Here is a 17,485-nt window from a genome sequence, read left to right on the forward strand (position 1 = left end):
TTAATCTTTATAAATTTTACATTTTTATCAGAATGTTGGCTGAAAACCCCGAAGTTGAAACCTAAAAACTAGTTTTGTAGGGTGTGTTATGCCGTAGGCTGACGCACTAGGGTGTTAACTTTGTACCATTTTAGGTGTTCAAAATTCATGCAAAATATATATATGCCAGTAGTTCTAATCAAGCGGACTACGAACAGCTTTGCCACCCCTATTAAGTATATGGGTGTAAATCATCGTGGTTTTTACATCCTTGTGTCCGAGTAATTCCTGCACTGTGCGGATGTCGTAACCGTTTTATAATAAATGGGTAGCAAAACTGTGGCGAAACGTATGACAACCCACTTTTTTTTGAATACCAGCTTGGCGAACCCCTTATTTTAACGCTTTTTGTAAACTAGTTTCGTGAAGGTGATGACGACGAACTTCACATCCTGTGCCATAAAGTAACTTAATTAAAAGTTGATGTACGCCGGATAATTTTTGAATAATTGCTAAAACTTCATCTTTTGTCAAAACGGTTGGTAAATATTTAGATTTCTTTGCACGAACCGCATCGACTTTCAAATCTAAATCTTGTTTTAATACCTCTTTGTAGAGAAAAAGAACAACATGAAGTGCTTGGTTCTGCGTTGATGCAGCCACATTTTTATTTACAGCAAGATGTGTTAAAAATTCTTCAATTTCCTTACTCCCCATATCTTTAGGATGGCGCTTATTATAAAAAAGGATATAGGGTTGTTGGTGAGCGCGAAAGCACCCAGGAGGTTGTCTGTTGTGGCAGTTAGTTGAGATGGTTTATAGGATATGCAAAGTATCTAGAAGGCGATCGATGAGGCTGAGAGGTGATTGAAACTGCGTTTAAGGTTATTTACGATTGTTGATTTTTATCAATATATCTTTGGAGGTGTCATTGTTTATAAACAATGAGTGGGAATTTTTATTGAGAGGTTCGCCACAAACCTTATGGGATCTGTCTCAAAAAATAGGGAGCAATTACTTTCATATTTATGAAGTGCCAGATTTTTGGAATGATTGCTCAGTAAACGACTATAGACTTAAAAGTATATATTGCAACGACGAGAACGATTATAAAATTGTATGGCAGATAGGTTACGAGCTAATTTCTCTTTTTAATGGGGCACGCTCATTGTTCGACAGTAGTTACTGGAAGGTTGAGATAGAGCAGTTATGGAATAATGGCTTAAGGCAGGATTACTATGAAAATCCTGATTGCTTTGGTTTGCTAGGGAAACCAGATATTTCAGAAGAAGCTGTAGCCCATGAACTTCAAAAAGCAAAGTCTGATATTCGTCTTGTGTTGCTGAACAAAGCAACTGAAGATGAAGGCATATATCTGATTTTTAAATATTTCAACATGGAGAACAACTGGGTTACATACTACAAGATTCTCGAATCTATAGAGTACCTTTCAAAAAAAGAAGAAATAACTCTGTCTATTGATTCAGAAGCCAGAAAAAGATTTACTAATGTTGCAAATAACTATTCACTGTCCGGCATTCATTCTCGTCATGGCTTTAAGGAGAATCTTAAGGAGAATCGAACATCAGCGATGAAACTCAATGAAGCTCATGATTTCATTCGTGATGTAGCAAAACAGTACATTAAAACAAAAATATAACAGTTAATGAAGACAGTAGTGCAAGGTTCAGAAGAGAGTAGTTGGTTGGGTCAACAGCCAGCTAACACGTCATGGCAGCGGACGGTTGAAAGCTGCTGGCAGGGAATTCAAGGTTATCTGCCACCGCTGAACTCAATCGTTAGCCTACTAAGATATCTGCTTCGGCAGAGTATTAAGGTTGTCTGCAAGATACTGTATTACTTTGTGAATCGGCTTAGAAGTGAGTGCAATTAAAAAGCAATGAATCCAGAAAATATTGCAATTATAGTATCTGTTATTGCAACAGTTGCAAGTGCCGCTGTTTCAAGTTGATGCGTTAATAAAATGTAACGCACCTTTTTTCAACTATTGCTCGCTATTATTAGGGCTGTTGCCACGCCTGACGGCTAAAGGTAATGGTCGGGCTATACTAAAATAGCCCTCAGCCTTTAGAGAATGATGCCACAAGAACTCGAAGCCGTATTTGATGGAACAGCCCTTCAACTAGAAGTACCCTTAAACCTAGCCGCAGGTACGAGGGTGCGAATTATCGTTGAAAGTGTTTTACCTAATGAAGTAAAACCACATAAAACGTTTCTTCAAACTGCTCAGTCTTTAAAGTTACAGGGTAAGCCAGATTGGTCAGAAAAAATTGATCAATACTTGTATGGAGAAACCCTTTCTGAACAATGACTGAAGTTTTTTTAGATACTTCTTTTGCGATCGCATTATCTTCGGTCACCGATCAAAATCATGTACTTGCTGTTAAGCTTGCTAATCAAATTGAGACTAACAGAACCCGTTTAGTGACAACTCAGGCGATCTTGCTAGAAATAGGTAATGCGCTTTCAAAGCAAAGATACAGAGCGGCAGCAATCCAACTTTTGGAATCCCTCGAAACTGATCCCAGTGTCGAAGTTGTTTTATTAACCAATAGCCTATACAGATCAGCATTCAATTTGTTTAAGCAACGAGAAGACAAAGAATGGGGTTTAGTAGACTGTATATCATTCATCGTGATGCAGGATCGAGGAATCACTGACGCACTGACTGCCGATACTCATTTTCAGCAGGCAGGATTTCGGGCATTATTAAAAGAATGACTACCTTACATTAAGCCTAACAAATCATTGGAGCGGACTGTCGAGAGATATTGGTGTATTGCGAAGATGGTTTGCAGCCGCTCAATTTAGCCGTTATACGTCGTTATACATATAGCTCCAGAGGGTGCAATTGCACAGGTCAAAGTAGGGCGATCGCCTATCGCCGTAGGCGGGGTTGACAACAGGAAACCCAGCATCACTTTTCTCTGGCAGTACTAACCAGAAGCCAGATTGCACTTTAAGCTGCAACCGTGGATGCGATCGCGAGGCTAAAATGAGAGGGCGATCGCCTTTAGCTTAATGTCAATTCTCTGTACTCCATCGGTATCTGCGTTAAAATTAAGCCAATAGTCATTGCGATCTTTAATCTATGGCAGACTGTTCTAACTCAGGTATAATATCTCTCAAATTGCTGCTTCATGAAGTTGAAGCAACTCCCAGAGAGTATTGGGCAGATTTACTGGAAACCTTGCGCCAGTTTCGGCAGAGAATTCCATTAGATACCTCACCTATTGTCAATACCGAGCAATCACGGAAAAATCAAGCCGCGATCGACCTTTTGGATTCTTGGCTTGATGATGATGAAGACGCTTCTGAACATCAACAGGCTTGGGACTTTTTGAAAACTGCTCTCGATGAAGATCGTTTATCCGATCGTCCCTTGTTTCCATGAGTCGTCTGATTTTACTGGATTCTGGTCCATTAGGAATGGTGACGAATCCCAAAGCCAAAGGTATTCCTCTTGCTTGTCAACTGTGGCTAAAGTCTCTTTTACGACGAGGGGAAAGGGTTGCAATTCCCGAAATTGCAGATTATGAAGTGCGCCGAGAGTTGCTTCGGGCAGGCTTGCTGCAAAGTTTGCGCCGTCTCGATAATTTGAAGCAGACTCTCGAATATATTCCGATTCAGACAGATACAATATTGCTAGCTGCAAGCCTTTGGGCCCAAGCAAGACAAACCGGACAACCCACCGCAGATCCCAAGGCATTGGATGGAGATGTTATTTTGTCTTCTCAAGCGCGTCTTCTCTGTGATGAGACGACAGAGGGGATCATTGCGACAACTAATGTGGCTCATCTGAACCGATTCATTACTGCGTTAGATTGGCAATCGATTGATTGAATTCGTTACAAATTCTTGTAAAGCTCAACTCGATCTGTGTAGCGATCGCAGCATAACAATTCAAATGCAGCGGACGGTTGAGAGCTACTGGTGTTGAGTCTGAGGTTAGCTGCCGTCGCTGATTTGAGCCGTTATACGTCGTTATACATATAGCTCCAGAGGGTGCAATTGCACAGGTCAAAGTAGGGCGATCGCTCATCACCAAAGGAGGGGTTGCCGATAGCGGAATGGCAATCCCGCGATACGACTAACTTTCACGAATTGGCTGCCCAAAGAATTGAAACATCGCTGTACTGCCTGAGTGTTGTATCAGCACTCACAAGTGTCATGCCTTCCAACTGTGCCTGTGCAATCAACATTCTGTCAAACGGATCTCGGTGATGCAAAGGCAATGCAGCCGCTCGTAAAGCGTGAGTTGCTGTAATTTCTAACGATTTCACACCTAACTGACCCATACGGCTAGAAATGTAGCTATCTGGTGGTTCTGGCAATGGTAGCTTTCCAATCGCAACTTTGATACCTATTTCCCAAATGCTAGCAACAGAGAACCACAACTCGTTTGTTTGATCGGCAATGTTTGTAATTGCTTCCTCATTCAACCGCTCTGGCTGGGCAAACCACCACAACCAGCATTGAGTATCCAACAAGAGTTTCACTCTTCATTACCCTCAAATGCTGCCAAGATTTCCTCTGGCAAAGGAGCATCAAAGTCATCTGGCACAATAAAACGCCCTCGATCCAGCCCTAAACTGGTTCGCCGATTAGATGAGATATGAAACGGAACCAACTTTGCAATTGGGATGCCTCGGTTTGAAATAATAATTTCTTCCCCAAGTTCTACACGGGACAACAGGCGTGAGAGGTTTGTTTTGGCTTGATGGATATTTACAGTTTCCATTTTCTTATGAAACTAAGTCTATAAACTTAGTTTAGTCTAATCAAATCTTGTAATACAAGACTCTTTAAGTATTGCTCTCAGACAACTTGGCAGACAGCGCGGCATAACAATATGCTTGGAGCGGACTGCCGAAATATCTTGGTGCTGAGTTCGAGGTTACTTACAGCCGCTCAAGCGAACTGTTATACGTCGTTATACATATAGCTCCAGAGGGTGCAATTGCACAGGTCAAAGTAGGGCGATCGCCTAGGGCAAGTATTGACTTTGCAATTGATGCTTCAATTGCAAAGTCAATACTTGCTCAATCTCTGCCTTCTACGCCAATGCAACAAATTTTCAATTTCGTGGGGGTGCAAAAACGCCGATTATTCATCCGCTTTTTCGGTCAGAATACCTAACATGAATTCTGACGACTGGCGCCAATATTGTTGTTCGATAAAATAGCGAAACACTTTTCAAACAACCTCTTACGGCACATATTATGCTATGATTATGTTCCTAACATTTTAGTTAGGGGGAGCATTGCTCTCTTGGTTTTTCTATCTGCCTCGTATTATGTATCATAAATCACTTTTAATATCTAAGGAAGTAAGAAAATGGCAGCAGAATTTAGCCTTGGTACACTCAGTGATAACGCAACCATTGTTAATAACTTTGTTGGCGACAGCGACCCGCAAGACACCTTTAGTTTCAGCCTAGCTACTAGCGGTAACATCAACGTGGCTCTCACGGGCTTGAGCGCTGATGTTGATGTCAAAGTTTTCCAGGACTTGAACGGTAATGGAATTGTTGATGCTGGTGACACGCAGGTTGGTAGTTCATCTGGTGATGGCACCTCGGATGATTCAATTAACATTGCAAACCAGGCGGCAGGAGCTTACGTAGCTCAAGTTAATCGGTATTCTACTAACAATAGTAATTATGATTTGAGCCTATCAACCACTCCCTTTGGATCAGCCAGTAACCTCCTGCCCAGCGATGTCCTAATTGGCCCTCTAACGAGTTCCAGAAGCTTTAAAGACTCCTTGAGCAACAATGATACCTCTGATATCTATAATTTCGTTGTGAACACGGCTGGCAGTTTCACGTTTACCCTCCATCCGATCAAGTCTGAGGATCCTGATCTCCGACTTATTCAGGATATTAATAGCAATTTCGTGGTTGATCCTGGCGAGGTCATTACCACTTCAGATCTTGGTTCCGGCTCAAATGATGTAATTACCAATTTTTTGAATCCTGGTGATAACTACTTTGTCCAGGTCTATCAATCTTCCGGCGACCCGATCAACTACAGCCTGACTGCGGCTCCTGTATAGCTAACTGTGAGATGATGTTTGAAAAGTATTGACTAACTCCCCAGTTATGCAAACTATTCGACTGTTAGCATAGAAAAGTCAGGATAGCTTTTACAGCAGAATTCAGAATTAAGGAGCAAAGCCGGAGACGCTCGTCGGCTTGGCGTCAGAATTCAGAAGTAAAACAGGCTTTATACCTGGGTTTGAGACGAATCGTTGTGTACTTCACTTTCCTTGAAATCTGCTGTATGTCAGCATTGCAATGTATTAAGTTCTACTGAATGCCGTTCAAGGACTTTTCTTTTTTGGTTTTTGCCATTGTTGCGATAGTCAATGGTTCCACTTGTTTATTTTATTTTCTGGAAGTCCTTAACGGATATTCAGAATTCTGAATTCTGACTCCTGTTTAGATTTTTATCCCCACAATCTCCTACCTGCTTTCCCATTTAATCTTTCGTGAGTATCTTCTAATAAAGCCGGAATATCTAACTTTTCTGGACAGCGAGGCAAACAGTCACCGCATTCTGTACATCGGTTGCCTTTCATTCCAGGGAACCAGTGACCGGCATTTTCAAACATTCCATAACGATATTGTCCATAGTCTTTCATGTCGTATGCCACTGCGAGATTACGTAACCGCAATACCTCTGGAATATTTATATTTTCTGGGCAGGGCAAACAATCATAACACTGGCTACACTTATCAGTTCCCAAAGCAACTTTTTGATGATTTTCTAATTGCTGGAAAGCAGAAATTTCTGCTGATATTAACTCTCCATCATGGTCAGCGACTCGCAAAGGTTCCCTTAATTCATCTGGGTTTGCTGGCCCTATACTCAAAGTAGTAATAGGCTTATCAGCAAGTAAAAATCGATAACTTAATTCTAAGGGTGAATACGGCTGACATAGGTCTTTTAGGATTTGGGGTGGCGTGTAGAGGCGTCCTCCCTTATCAGCAGGGGAAATTATGAAAACGCCCATATCTTTCTCAGCTGCTAGCTGAATCGCTGGTGCGTTTCTTTGGAAAAAATAGTAATAATGCAGATTGACAAATTCAAAAAAATCTGTATTTATTGCAGCCTGAATTACCTCTAATGATCCGTGGGTAGAAAAACCAACGTGTCGCACTCGACCATCAGCAACAGCTTCTTCTACAGCTTGCATACAGCCATTTTTGGCTTGCACCCATTCCAAATGTTCCCAAGTGTTCAACCCATGAATACCTAAGCAATCTAAATAATCTAGCTGTAATCGTTCTAGCGACTCGTCGATGCACCGACGCATGGTGTCAGCATCTGCTGTGGCTGAGATTTTGGTAGTGACGTGAAGCCTCGTTCGGGGTACTGACAACCCAACTTTTAGCGCCCTACCAAGATACTCCTCACTTTTGCCATAACCTCTGGCGGTTTCTAGATGATTAATTCCTAGCGCTAAGGCTTGTTCGATGGTCTGGTGAGCATTTTCAAAAGAAGCCAAGTAGCGCATTGTTCCCAGAGAAAAAACCGAGAGGTGCAGATTCGTTTTCCCAAAGCGTCGGTATTGCATCTTTAACAAAAAATTAGGAGTTAGAAGTTAGGAGAGACGCGATTAATCGCGTCTGTACAGGAGTTAGAAGTTGAAGGAAGTAATTCATAACTTTAACTCCTAACTTTTTTTGCTTAGGAGTTAGGAGTTGAAGCAAAATCACTCATAACTCCTAACTCATAACTCATAACTCATAACTTTATTTAGCTGTCGCCATTACCAAAGCGCTTAATCAAATCTTCAGGACGGAGATTGGAAATAAATTCACGGAAGGCTTGCTGTTCGGCTTCATCTGCATCGCGATCAACAGGGATAGAAGCATCGGCAATCACTTCTTCCATGACCCAGATGGGGGTATTTGTACGGAGGGCAATGGCGATCGCATCGCTAGGACGTGCGTCAATTTCTTTTTTGACTTCGCCTTGCTGGACAATTAAAGCTGCATAAAATGTATCCTTTTGTAGGGAATGAATAATCACCTTTTCTAGAGTCATGTTCCAAGTCTCCAGAAGATTCACAATCAGGTCGTGGGTTAAGGGTCTAGGAGGCTTCTGATTCTCCAGTGCGCCCATAATTGCCCTAGCCTGTTCCTGACCAATGTAAATTGGCAAAGCCCGCCGATCTGAAGAATCTTTCAAAAGTACGATCGGGCTGCGAGTTATGGCATCTAATGCTATGCCAGCGACTTTCATTTCAATCATTGCCTAAGCCTCTACAATCCTTTGAGAGCCTTGGATGCTGTGTAATAAATAGCACCATTTCTTGGGCGGTTTGACGACAGGAATAAACATAAGCATTCGTTCTCTATAATTGCTTCTATTAAACTCCGAACTTGTGGTGAAAACCAGAGTAAGTCAAATTGGTCTTCTTAGACAATAACCTTCTTACCCAAGTATGCCTTGTGAAGGATGCTAATGTGTTAATATCCCTATCCGAAAAAAAGTCAAAAAATATACTTGGATATTTGAGATTTCTGTGACAATTACCAATTGATTTCAGCCAAAATTAGGCAATAAATAGAGTTAGTTTGACAAAAAAGCCGTGTTTACAGGATTAATCCAGGCATTAGGAACGATGGAACCCTTAGGGGGCGATTCTTGGCAAATTACTTGTGTAAGCCAGTCGGGTGAAGTAATTATGCAGGATTTGGCTTATGGTGACAGTGTTGCTGTAGATGGTGTTTGCCTGACAGTGGAAAAAGTTTTAAAAGACGGGTTTATTGCCACTGCTTCACCGGAAACTCTACGCCGCACGACGTTGGGAGGTGAACAAACCCAACAGAGATATGTCAATTTAGAAGCGTCGCTAAGAGTCGGTGGCAAAGTTGGCGGTCATTTTGTGATGGGTCATGTAGACGGCATCGGTCGATTGCTAGTGACAGAACAAACGGCTAGCTCTTGGGAAATGTCCTTTATTGCATCCGAGGCGATCGCACGGTACATTGTCCCTAAAGGTAGTATAGCGGTCAATGGCATCAGCCTCACAGTCGCCGCATATCAGCCAGAACTCTCCCAATTCAAAGTGGCGGTAATTCCCCTCACATACACCGAGACAAATCTTCGCTATTTAGTTTCTGGGAGTTTAGTGAATCTAGAAGGGGATATTCTCGGCAAATACGTCGAAAAATTCCTTTACTCTGGCAACCCACACACCACAGCCCCTGATGAAACTAGTATAGATGGCATTACGCCCACATTCTTAGCAGAACATGGGTATCTCTAATTGGGGAATAGGGAGTAGGGAGTAGGGAGTGGGGTATTGAGAATGGGGCATGGGGCATTGGTTTCTCCCTCATCCCCCTCATCTCCCTCATCTCCCTCATCCCCGGTCCCCTTCTAGCCGCCTGGTTGTTGGCTTACCTGGGCGGTTTGCAAGCCGCGCACTAACTGGCTGAGGGCGGACTGTAATTGCACACCTGGGTCAACAGCAACCCACCCATCTTGTGTTAGGTGACGGACTTCAAAATGCAGGTGAGGACCTGTGGAAGCCCCAGTGCTGCCAACTCGCCCGATGACAGTTCCAGGTTGTACCCACTGACCGGGTTGAACAAGGATTTCTGACATGTGACCGTAAAGAGTTTGTTCAGCAGATTTGTGATTTAGGATAACGGTTAAACCATAACCACCCATCCAGTTAGCAGTTTCCACTTGACCAGCAGCAGCTGCCAAAACTGGTGTTCCCGTAGGCGCACCCAAGTCTGTACCAGCATGGAAGCGTTGATTACCTGTGATTGGATGAACTCGCCAACCAAACAACGAGGTAATGGGAGCGGGAATAGACAATGGATACATCAGTCCCGTACCACTATAGGCGACTCTCCCCGTGTAGGGGATTTGCGGCAATACTGATGCCAGTGAGAAGTCGTAAGCTACTGTGCTGGGGCGGGGTGCAATGTTGCCATCTGCCATTGGTGGAGGTAAAGTCCCACCGCTCGGCGTGATGGGAGTTGCACTCACTGTTGTGGGGCTGAACTCGCCGGGATTCGGGATAAACCGATTCGGGCGAAATGCGCTCTTAGTGTTACCGCTAGAATCACTTTGAGTAGGACGCCATCTGCTAGTGTTGCCAGTAGTTGCAACCTGACGCACTGGTGGAACGTTTGCTAATTGTGCGTTTTGACTTCTTCTGAGCCAAGTAGGTGCTGGTTTACCATTAGAATCAGCTACATTCCTTTGGGGTACTTTGGCGCAAACGCCGCCTAATACGCTTTGTCCTGACGGCAAAATGGCTCGGCAACCACTGGAACGGTCTGTGAGAATTACGGAATTTGGTGCTTGATAAGTACCTGTAGCACCACTGTCATAACTATTAGGATCAATATAGGCGTTATTATAATCCTTGGTTTTCTCCGCCGTTGCACTGACAGTACTGTTCGAGTTATTTGATGGTTGAGCAACTTCTGGAAGTTTTTCAGGTAAAGAGCGGGCAGGGGTATTGGGTTTTTCCTGTCTCACCCTTGCAGGAGTAACCTGGGAGGTTTCTACTTTCGGCTTTGACTGCCTGATAATTACAACAGGTTCAGCAACTTCGATTTTGGGTGTAGACTGGCTAACTGGCTCTTTTGATTGAGCAACCTCTGGCTTACCTAATCTCTGTCTGAGTTTGGCTCGCCGTTGGGAAAATTCCGGTTGCGCTGACACTGCTTCTGGTGCAACAGCCTGTTTTTTTAAGCCGAGCGGAGTCGAGACTTTAACTGGATTTGTAACTGCTGTTGGCTGGGAACTTTCAACAGTGGGAACGATGTTATCTATTTGTGTTTCCGTTTGGGCAAACACGAAGCCGCCACTGAGGAGGCTAACGCTACTCAGCCAACAGAGGCTCTGTGCTGGTAGCGTCGAGGCAAAGCGTTTTTTCGTCAGACCTCGCCGCGATAAGTAATGCAAACGATCATGGGCAGAATTATTGCGCTGCGTCATTTGTTCTCTCAGTTGTGTGTAATTAGCCTAAAGAGATGATGTCAGTCAAAGAGCTAAATTTTGAACAAACCTCAAATTTAAACGGAAGATTTATGGTACCCCAAACTGATTGTACCGGGTTCAATATAAATTTCCGGTGTAATTAGTTCCTTTGTATCATGAGTTTCTAAATCAACTCGTAAATTTCCTTGAGATGTCACCCCAACTACAATACCTGAAAGATTATTAACGTACACCCGATCGCCCATGTTTGTAAGCAAGTCTAGATAGCGAGACAAGAGTATGTTTACTCCTTCTTGGCAAAGGCACTCCATACCGGATTCTATTCCCAATAAGACTGTAGAGGTTAGCATTTCCAGACAAGAAATTGGTCTGAAATCTTGGGAAGCTTGCCACGATTCCAGATTGATTCCAGTTTCGGGTACTGAGTTTGTCCAGTTAATACCAACACCAATTACTGCTTGCGTAATTTGTCCTTTGTTTACTTTGGTTTCTGTCAAAATGCCGCCTAGTTTGCGACCATTTAAAACTAAATCATTGGGCCATTTTATCCCAACATCTATACCGCGCTGGCGCAATTGAGACGCAATTCCCCAAGCGGTAGCAAAAGTTAGCTGGTAGCTGTCAGTAGCCTCTATTTTATGGTCGAAAGAAATCGCCACGGAAAGATATAATCCCCCAATAGGAGAAATCCACTGGCGTCCCCATTGTCCCCGCCCAGCAGATTGCTCAGTTGCGATTACTACTGTTCCTGAAATAGCTCCTTGGTTGAGCAAGTCCCAAAGAGTTTGGTTAGTTGAGGAGACGCTTTCAAAAAAGTGGAGGGAAAATGGTATATGTGTATACTTACGCCCTGCTTTCAGGGCTGCTTCCAAGTTTTGCAGATTAAATCCCACAGCAGTTAACCCAAATTCCGTTGTTCAAGTTAGCATTGATTGGCTGATGAGTGATGTTCCGTTTAGGTTTGGTTGAAGATGCACACTTGGTACTGGCGCAATTGGCAAGGACTGCCCTATCTAACTTGTAGTATTCTGGAAGGTTGGCATCACGGCTTCTTTACCCAGCAGTTTTGGCCGCGATCGCCACAAGTTATCACAGAAGTATTGCAACCAGAGGCATCAGTCTATCGCTTAAAGCAGGTTCATGGCAATACTGTTCTCACCCCCCAAGAAATTGACAGCCTCTTAAGCACTCATGAAGAGGATTTAGCATCGGCAGATGGTTTAATTAGCGAACAGCCTCTACAAGCACTCTGGGTAGCTAGTGCAGATTGTACACCTGTGCTGATTGGGGATATCAAAACTGGACAGGTGGCAGCATTACACGCAGGCTGGCGGGGGACTGCTAAAAAGATTGTGCCTCTTGCGATCGCTCGGTTACAATCTCAAGGCAGTAAACTCGATGATTTGAGAATTGCAATGGGTCCGGCGATCGCTGGTGAGGTTTACCAAGTCTCTATCGATGTGGCTGCCGAAATTGGCGTTAGCATTATACCACATAACGAGGAAGAAAAAATTATAACTGCATTACATGAACTACCAAATTCACCTTTGCTAGAAGATCCCAATGCTGGAAAGGTACGGCTGGATGTCCGACGAGTGAATATTTTACAACTGGAAAATATGGGAATTAGTGCAGAACAAATTGCGATCGCACCTTATTGTACTTTCCAAACTCCAGAGCATTTCTTTTCTTACCGCCGAGAGAAAGAGAAAAAAGTTCAATGGTCAGGGATTGTTAGTGGCAAAACAAATCAGTAATCCCTATTTTCAAATTAGATTCTCGTCTGATACCATTTCAGACAAACCCTGATACATATAGATTTCTCGTAGGGGCACAGCATTGCTCATTGGTGTCAACTTAACGTGAAAGCCAGCCTAAAACCAGCTTTTAGAGATAGTCTCGTTCCCAGTCTCTGACTGGGAATGCCCGTCGGAGAGGCTCCGCCTCCGTAACTTGCGGCAAAGCCACCAGGATCTGCATTTCTAGCCAGAGGCTAGAAACGAGGTTTTAAAGGGGTTTGAGCTTAAGTTGACACGCATGAGCATTGCTGTGCCCCTACCAACGTATTTGTATCATTATTAAAGTGAAACTGTATGAGATCGGAACTTGGATATGGAAAATATTCTTGCTAAGTCTTGACTGAATTGGTTTAGGGAACTTAACTGCTCACCACTATCTCAAGGGTTAATATTCCTTTCGGTTTGTTAACGATCAACTGCATGATGTCCAGCCACAAGCAACCTATGATGGTATCAGGGATATCATCTCCAACATGAACAGGAATTACAAATTCAGTTCCGTCAATGATGAGTTTGCCTTCATAGACATCAAATCGTGCTTCCCCTCGTGCTGTCTGCATCTCGATTTGTGCGCTCATTAATCGTCATAACTAAAATTTTCCCTGTTCATATCTAGATAAAAACTTAAGGACTAGAGCCGCCTTACTACAAACCTTTAATTATTCATGCCCACTTACTTATGACTCCTGATGTTCTAATTTGACACCGGATTCAATGATTCAATGATTCAAATTTCATAACCTGTTTTTGACGCAGGGAACTAATTGCTAAAACTAAAATACTCACGGTGATTCCTAAAATCGCATAACTCGGTAGAGCGAAGATAGTTACTTTCATCAAGTAGGGCAATTCCCCTGCTTTCACATTCCAGTGATTTGCTAGAGAGCCGATGAGCCAGCCATGAATAACTGCTGTTTGTATTGCAAGACAGCAAACTCCTGCTAACCAAACAGACATTCTTTTCATAGAGAATGCACAATACCTAATTTGATACAGCAAATCATTTAGCAAAAAAACAACAGCAGGTATTAACATCACAGAACTAGTTTCCTGTGAATAGTTGATGGCAATACTCAAGCAAGAAATTAGCACCATTTCTGCTAAGTAGATTTTCTTTGACCAGGCTGTGAAAGATTGTTGTAAATACCAATACCAACCCACTAAACCAATAAGTATCAGAACAATTAAGTCTGACAAAAGCTTGGCAAAGAATGGATTATTGGGAAAGAATCTCGGACCCACGACCATCAAATCGAGGCGACTAATCGAAATATAGGGGCTAACTGATGGATCATTTAGCCAGAGTGAAAATCCCCTAGATGCATCCGATAGGAATTGTGTCAAAGAATTCCCCGTCAAGGCTAGACCTAAAAATACTAGAGAAGTTACTGTGACAACAGATATAAAAACTAGAGAAAACCGTCTTTTAAGTAGAAAATATAGAACGAATAATGCAGCTAATGTTGGTTTACAAAGGGCAAGCCCCAAGCAAATTCCTGCTGGAATATCCTGATGTTTTCTAGCCAAGATAAACATCCATAAGATCAGAACTGCAACGAAAATGGCAACATTACCAACATGAAGATCGTCAACTAAGCCATAAATCAAGGCAACCGAGATTGTGCAAATAGTTCTGAAAGCTGGCGACTTTGACTCCAGCAGGATATTCGCTCCCCATAAGGCCAAACCGATTGCTAATATATGCATTACAACCCAGATTGTAAATGCTGTATTGAGCGAAAAATAACCGAGAAACCAGATCAGGGGAATGATATTAGGTGGATAGACAAAGGGTGGAATAAATCCACACACGTTAGTTAAGGTACAGAAACTTTGGTTAAAAATCTCGACATTAAAGGGACTCAAATGCTGATGAGCCAATTTACTCGCCACATAATACGACTTAAAATCCCATAAGGGTGGATTGGGTTGATTTAGGAAATAAATTAGCCAACCTGTATAACAGAGGAATCTTGTAACGACTAAGACAACACCTGCTTGGACGAGAAAGTTAACAATCGGTTGACTAAAAAATTGCATCAACTGTTGGATTACAGAAGATTTTAAGAATAAAGAATTTTTCCAGGCTGCTTTTTCATCATCTAATCGCCAATTATTTTTGAGAACTAAAGCAACTACAATTACTATAAGTAGGTTCCAAAAGCCAAAGCTTATCATCAGAATGATCTAAATAATTAATTATTAATTTCCAGCATTATACCAGATCACGACGAGCAAAAAAAATTATAATTGCATTACATGAGCTACTAAATTCACCTTTGCTAGAAGATCCCAATCCAGGTAAGGTACGGCTGGATGTCCGGCGAGTGAATAGCTTACAGGAAAATTTGGGGATTAGTGTAGAATAAATTGCGATCGCACCTTGCACCTGATTGTACTTTCCAAACTCCAGGGCATTTCTTTTCTTACCGCCGGGAGAAAGAGAAGAAAGTGCAGTGGTCAAGTATTGTTAGTAGGACTTAGACAAAAAACACCCAAAAAAGAGCTTCAAATCTAAGTAAATAGGCCAGAATAAATCAAACTATGTTACGCAATGTAAATTTAATTATTCACGCCCACTTACTTACAGCAGATTTCAAGGAAAGTGAAGTACACAACGATTCGTCTCAAAGACAGGTATGAAGCCTGTTTTACTTCTGAATTCTGACGCCAAGGCAGGAGCGTCTCCGGCTTTGCTCCTTAATTCTGAATTCTGCTGTATGACTCCTAATGTACTAAGTTGACATCCAATTCAAAGGTTTAAATTTCACACCCTGTTTTTGACGCAGGGAACTAATTGCTAAGACTAAAATACTCAGGGTGATTCCTAAAATCGCATAACTTGGTAGAGCGAAGATTGTTACTTTGATAATGTATGGCAATTCCCCTGCTTTTACATTCCATCGTTTTGCTAGAGAACCGATGAGCCAGCCATGAATGACTCCTGTTTGTACCGCTAGACAGCAAACCCCTGCTAACCAAACAGACATTCTTTTCCTAGAAAATGTACAATGCCTAATCTGATGCAGCAAATCATTTAGCAAAAAAACAACAGCAGGTATTAACATCACAGAACTAGTTTGCTGTGAATAGTTGATGGCAATACTCAAACAAGAAACTAGTACCATTTCTGCTAAGTAGATTTTCTTTGACCAGGCTGTGAGAGATTGTTGTAGATACCAATACCAACCCACCAAACCAACAAGTATTAAAACAATGAAGTCTGAGAATAGCTTTGCCAGCAATGGATTATTGGGGAATAATCTTGGACCCACAACCATCAAATCAAGGCGACTAATCGAAAGATAGGGACTATTCGATGGATCATTTATCCAGAGTGAAAATCCCCTAGATGCATCTGGTAGGAATTGTGTCAAAGAATTGCCCGTCAAGGCTAGACCTAAAAATATTAGAGAAGTTGCTGTGACAACAGATACAACAACTAGAGAAAACCGTCTTTTAAGTAGAAAATACAGAATGAATAATACAGCTAATGTTGGTTTACAAACGGCAATACCTAAGCAAATTCCGGCTGGAATATCCTGATGTTTTCTAGCCAAGATAAACATCCATAAGATCAAAACTACAACGAAAATCGCAATATTCCCAACTTGAAGATCGCGAACTAAGCCATAAATTAAGGCAACCGAGATTGTGCAAATAGTTCTGAAAGCTGGCGACTTCGATTCCAGCAGGATATTCGCTCCCCACAAGGCCAAACCGATTGCTAATATATGCATTGCAATCCAGATTGTAAATGCAGTGTTGCTCGAAAAATAACCGAGAAACCAGATCAGAGGAATAATATTAGGTGGATAGACAAAGGGTGGAATAAAACCACACGTCTTAGTTAGGGTACAGAAACTTTGGTTAAAAATCTCGACATTAAAGGGACTCAAATGCTGATGAGCCAATTTACTCGCCACATAAAACCACTTAAAATCCCATAAAGGTGGATCTGGTTGATTTAGTAAATAAACTAGCCAACCTGTATAACAAAGGAATCTTGTAACGACTAATACAACACTTGCTTGGATCAGAAAGTTAACAATTGGTTGACGGAAAAATTGCATCAACCGTTGGATTACAGAAGATTTTAAGAATAAAGAATTTTTCCACACTGCCTTCTCATCATCTAATCGCCAATTATTTTTGAGAACTAAAGCAACTACAATTACTATAAATAGGTTCCAAAAGCCAAAGCTTATCATCAAATGATCTCACTAATTATTTCTGTATATCCTACATAATATCGCTGAAGTCATTCGTAATAAACGATACTATAGTATTTTCATGATAAATTTACAAAACTTTGACAATTACTCTCTTCCCGCCATAATAGGATGTTTGAAAAGTCGTAGAGTATACCAAAAAGCCTGCTTGCATTCCTCTCCCCGCTTCGGCTACGGTGTACACATAAGTCTCTCTAGACACAATTTACGGTTTATCGAATAGCTTAAGAAAACCTCACCCTGGTTTATGTTAGGCAAAACCTGTCCCTCTCCTTAGCAAGGAGAGGGATTAAAGTCATGACAGGGTAATTTGAAGACTTGTGTGTACACGGTAGCCCCGCTTCGGAAAAAGGCTTTTAAACCCCGATTCCCTTGTAGGTAAGGCTTGTTCGGGGGGTTAGGTTTCTGAGGTTTTGGTGTTAGCAATAATACTTTTGAAACCTCCTCTAAGATTACCTGTAGCGGTTCTCGGTTG

20 protein-coding genes and 1 pseudogene are annotated in these 17,485 nt (G+C 42.1%); 9 read left to right on the plus strand and 12 right to left on the minus strand.

The genetic code is table 11. The annotated features are described in order from the left end of the window. Positions 1 to 174: 174 nt before the first annotated feature. Together V7K27_RS35985 and V7K27_RS35990 are read right to left on the minus strand one after the other, a co-directional pair. Complete coding sequence (locus tag V7K27_RS35985; protein WP_334953697.1) at positions 175 to 282, minus strand: hypothetical protein; 108 nt, start codon at positions 280 to 282, stop codon at positions 175 to 177. 90 nt (positions 283 to 372) lie between these two features. Further along, positions 373 to 792: a phage integrase N-terminal SAM-like domain-containing protein gene (locus V7K27_RS35990; protein WP_334953699.1), complete on the minus strand. Its 420-nt coding sequence runs from the start codon at positions 790 to 792 to the stop codon at positions 373 to 375. Positions 793 to 910: 118 nt separating this feature from the next. Here V7K27_RS35990 and V7K27_RS35995 point away from each other — a divergent pair, with 118 nt between their 5' ends. From V7K27_RS35995 to V7K27_RS36005, 3 genes are all read left to right on the plus strand, one after another. Continuing rightward, positions 911 to 1,639, plus strand: a complete 729-nt coding sequence (locus V7K27_RS35995; protein WP_334953646.1) for a hypothetical protein — start codon at positions 911 to 913, stop codon at positions 1,637 to 1,639. A 435-nt stretch (positions 1,640 to 2,074) separates the two neighbouring features. Next, positions 2,075 to 2,311, plus strand: coding sequence for a hypothetical protein (locus V7K27_RS36000; RefSeq protein ID WP_334953648.1), 237 nt, complete (start codon positions 2,075 to 2,077; stop codon positions 2,309 to 2,311). Further along, positions 2,308 to 2,721 carry a type II toxin-antitoxin system VapC family toxin gene (locus V7K27_RS36005; protein WP_334953649.1) on the plus strand — a complete coding sequence of 138 codons (414 nt, stop codon included), beginning with the start codon at positions 2,308 to 2,310 and terminating at the stop codon, positions 2,719 to 2,721. The genes V7K27_RS36000 and V7K27_RS36005 overlap by 4 nt, the downstream gene beginning before the upstream one ends. Before the next feature lie 93 nt (positions 2,722 to 2,814). On the opposite strand, the gene V7K27_RS36010 is transcribed toward V7K27_RS36005, so the two are convergent. Further along, a complete protein-coding gene (locus V7K27_RS36010; RefSeq protein WP_334953651.1) occupies positions 2,815 to 2,970 on the minus strand; it encodes a hypothetical protein in 156 nt (51 codons plus the stop codon). Between the two features lie 121 nt (positions 2,971 to 3,091). Here V7K27_RS36010 and V7K27_RS36015 point away from each other — a divergent pair, with 121 nt between their 5' ends. Then, a complete protein-coding gene (locus tag V7K27_RS36015) occupies positions 3,092 to 3,394 on the plus strand; it encodes a hypothetical protein (protein WP_334953653.1) in 303 nt (100 codons plus the stop codon). Continuing rightward, entirely contained in the window at positions 3,391 to 3,843 is a 453-nt protein-coding gene (locus tag V7K27_RS36020; RefSeq protein WP_334953655.1) for a hypothetical protein, read from the plus strand. Before V7K27_RS36015 ends, V7K27_RS36020 begins: the two co-directional genes overlap by 4 nt. Positions 3,844 to 4,097: 254 nt before the next feature. Here the strand turns inward: V7K27_RS36020 and V7K27_RS36025 are convergent, their stop codons facing one another. After that, positions 4,098 to 4,499 (minus strand): type II toxin-antitoxin system VapC family toxin, encoded by a 402-nt coding sequence (locus V7K27_RS36025; RefSeq protein ID WP_334953656.1) that lies wholly within the window; start codon positions 4,497 to 4,499, stop codon positions 4,098 to 4,100. Then, entirely contained in the window at positions 4,496 to 4,741 is a 246-nt protein-coding gene (locus V7K27_RS36030) for a type II toxin-antitoxin system Phd/YefM family antitoxin (RefSeq protein ID WP_334953657.1), read from the minus strand. The genes V7K27_RS36025 and V7K27_RS36030 overlap by 4 nt, the downstream gene beginning before the upstream one ends. A 596-nt stretch (positions 4,742 to 5,337) precedes the next feature. Between V7K27_RS36030 and V7K27_RS36035 the strand changes: the two genes are divergently transcribed. Continuing rightward, positions 5,338 to 6,057, plus strand: coding sequence for a PPC domain-containing protein (locus V7K27_RS36035; RefSeq protein ID WP_334953658.1), 720 nt, complete (start codon positions 5,338 to 5,340; stop codon positions 6,055 to 6,057). 393 nt (positions 6,058 to 6,450) lie between these two features. On the opposite strand, the gene V7K27_RS36040 is transcribed toward V7K27_RS36035, so the two are convergent. Next, positions 6,451 to 7,581 carry an aldo/keto reductase gene (locus tag V7K27_RS36040; RefSeq protein WP_334953659.1) on the minus strand — a complete coding sequence of 377 codons (1,131 nt, stop codon included), beginning with the start codon at positions 7,579 to 7,581 and terminating at the stop codon, positions 6,451 to 6,453. Positions 7,582 to 7,763: 182 nt separating this feature from the next. Continuing rightward, entirely contained in the window at positions 7,764 to 8,261 is a 498-nt protein-coding gene (locus V7K27_RS36045; protein WP_012406891.1) for a bifunctional nuclease family protein, read from the minus strand. 340 nt (positions 8,262 to 8,601) lie between these two features. Here V7K27_RS36045 and V7K27_RS36050 point away from each other — a divergent pair, with 340 nt between their 5' ends. Continuing rightward, positions 8,602 to 9,282, plus strand: coding sequence for a riboflavin synthase (locus tag V7K27_RS36050; protein ID WP_334953660.1), 681 nt, complete (start codon positions 8,602 to 8,604; stop codon positions 9,280 to 9,282). 113 nt (positions 9,283 to 9,395) lie between these two features. On the opposite strand, the gene V7K27_RS36055 is transcribed toward V7K27_RS36050, so the two are convergent. Together V7K27_RS36055 and V7K27_RS36060 are read right to left on the minus strand one after the other, a co-directional pair. Next, entirely contained in the window at positions 9,396 to 10,976 is a 1,581-nt protein-coding gene (locus V7K27_RS36055) for a M23 family metallopeptidase (RefSeq protein ID WP_334953661.1), read from the minus strand. Between the two features lie 77 nt (positions 10,977 to 11,053). Then, a complete protein-coding gene (locus V7K27_RS36060; protein ID WP_334953662.1) occupies positions 11,054 to 11,872 on the minus strand; it encodes a biotin--[acetyl-CoA-carboxylase] ligase in 819 nt (272 codons plus the stop codon). Between the two features lie 78 nt (positions 11,873 to 11,950). Between V7K27_RS36060 and pgeF the strand changes: the two genes are divergently transcribed. Then, on the plus strand, positions 11,951 to 12,736 hold the full coding sequence (pgeF, locus tag V7K27_RS36065; protein ID WP_334953663.1) for a peptidoglycan editing factor PgeF: 786 nt from the start codon (positions 11,951 to 11,953) through the stop codon (positions 12,734 to 12,736). A gap of 401 nt (positions 12,737 to 13,137) precedes the next feature. On the opposite strand, the gene V7K27_RS36070 is transcribed toward pgeF, so the two are convergent. Beyond that, positions 13,138 to 13,356: a hypothetical protein gene (locus V7K27_RS36070; protein WP_334953664.1), complete on the minus strand. Its 219-nt coding sequence runs from the start codon at positions 13,354 to 13,356 to the stop codon at positions 13,138 to 13,140. Positions 13,357 to 13,489: 133 nt separating this feature from the next. Further along, positions 13,490 to 14,956, minus strand: a complete 1,467-nt coding sequence (locus V7K27_RS36075; protein WP_334953666.1) for a glycosyltransferase family 87 protein — start codon at positions 14,954 to 14,956, stop codon at positions 13,490 to 13,492. Between the two features lie 33 nt (positions 14,957 to 14,989). Here V7K27_RS36075 and V7K27_RS36080 point away from each other — a divergent pair. Next, positions 14,990 to 15,262 (plus strand): annotated as a pseudogene (locus V7K27_RS36080) (laccase domain-containing protein); the annotation flags it as partial. A gap of 251 nt (positions 15,263 to 15,513) precedes the next feature. Here the strand turns inward: V7K27_RS36080 and V7K27_RS36085 are convergent. After that, complete coding sequence (locus tag V7K27_RS36085) at positions 15,514 to 16,989, minus strand: glycosyltransferase family 87 protein (protein ID WP_334953667.1); 1,476 nt, start codon at positions 16,987 to 16,989, stop codon at positions 15,514 to 15,516. Positions 16,990 to 17,485 lie beyond the last annotated feature (496 nt).

It is taken from the genome of Nostoc sp., assembly GCF_036919575.1.
Classification (GTDB): Bacteria; Cyanobacteriota; Cyanobacteriia; order Cyanobacteriales; family Nostocaceae; genus Nostoc.

What these genes read in the sequence shown, in the direction of transcription:
- V7K27_RS36000 (WP_334953648.1), top strand. Translation starts at nt 2,075, where the DNA reads ATGATGCCACAAGAACTCGAAGCCGTATTTGATGGAACAGCCCTTCAA.
- V7K27_RS36005 (WP_334953649.1), top strand. Translation starts at nt 2,308, where the DNA reads ATGACTGAAGTTTTTTTAGATACTTCTTTTGCGATCGCATTATCTTCG.
- V7K27_RS36015 (WP_334953653.1), top strand. Translation starts at nt 3,092, where the DNA reads ATGGCAGACTGTTCTAACTCAGGTATAATATCTCTCAAATTGCTGCTT.
- V7K27_RS36020 (WP_334953655.1), top strand. Translation starts at nt 3,391, where the DNA reads ATGAGTCGTCTGATTTTACTGGATTCTGGTCCATTAGGAATGGTGACG.
- V7K27_RS36030 (WP_334953657.1), bottom strand. Translation starts at nt 4,741, where the DNA reads ATGGAAACTGTAAATATCCATCAAGCCAAAACAAACCTCTCACGCCTG.
- V7K27_RS36035 (WP_334953658.1), top strand. Translation starts at nt 5,338, where the DNA reads ATGGCAGCAGAATTTAGCCTTGGTACACTCAGTGATAACGCAACCATT.
- V7K27_RS36040 (WP_334953659.1), bottom strand. Translation starts at nt 7,581, where the DNA reads ATGCAATACCGACGCTTTGGGAAAACGAATCTGCACCTCTCGGTTTTT.
- V7K27_RS36045 (WP_012406891.1), bottom strand. Translation starts at nt 8,261, where the DNA reads ATGATTGAAATGAAAGTCGCTGGCATAGCATTAGATGCCATAACTCGC.
- V7K27_RS36055 (WP_334953661.1), bottom strand. Translation starts at nt 10,976, where the DNA reads ATGACGCAGCGCAATAATTCTGCCCATGATCGTTTGCATTACTTATCG.
- pgeF (WP_334953663.1), top strand. Translation starts at nt 11,951, where the DNA reads ATGCACACTTGGTACTGGCGCAATTGGCAAGGACTGCCCTATCTAACT.
- V7K27_RS36070 (WP_334953664.1), bottom strand. Translation starts at nt 13,356, where the DNA reads ATGAGCGCACAAATCGAGATGCAGACAGCACGAGGGGAAGCACGATTT.
- V7K27_RS36075 (WP_334953666.1), bottom strand. Translation starts at nt 14,956, where the DNA reads ATGATAAGCTTTGGCTTTTGGAACCTACTTATAGTAATTGTAGTTGCT.
- V7K27_RS36085 (WP_334953667.1), bottom strand. Translation starts at nt 16,989, where the DNA reads ATGATAAGCTTTGGCTTTTGGAACCTATTTATAGTAATTGTAGTTGCT.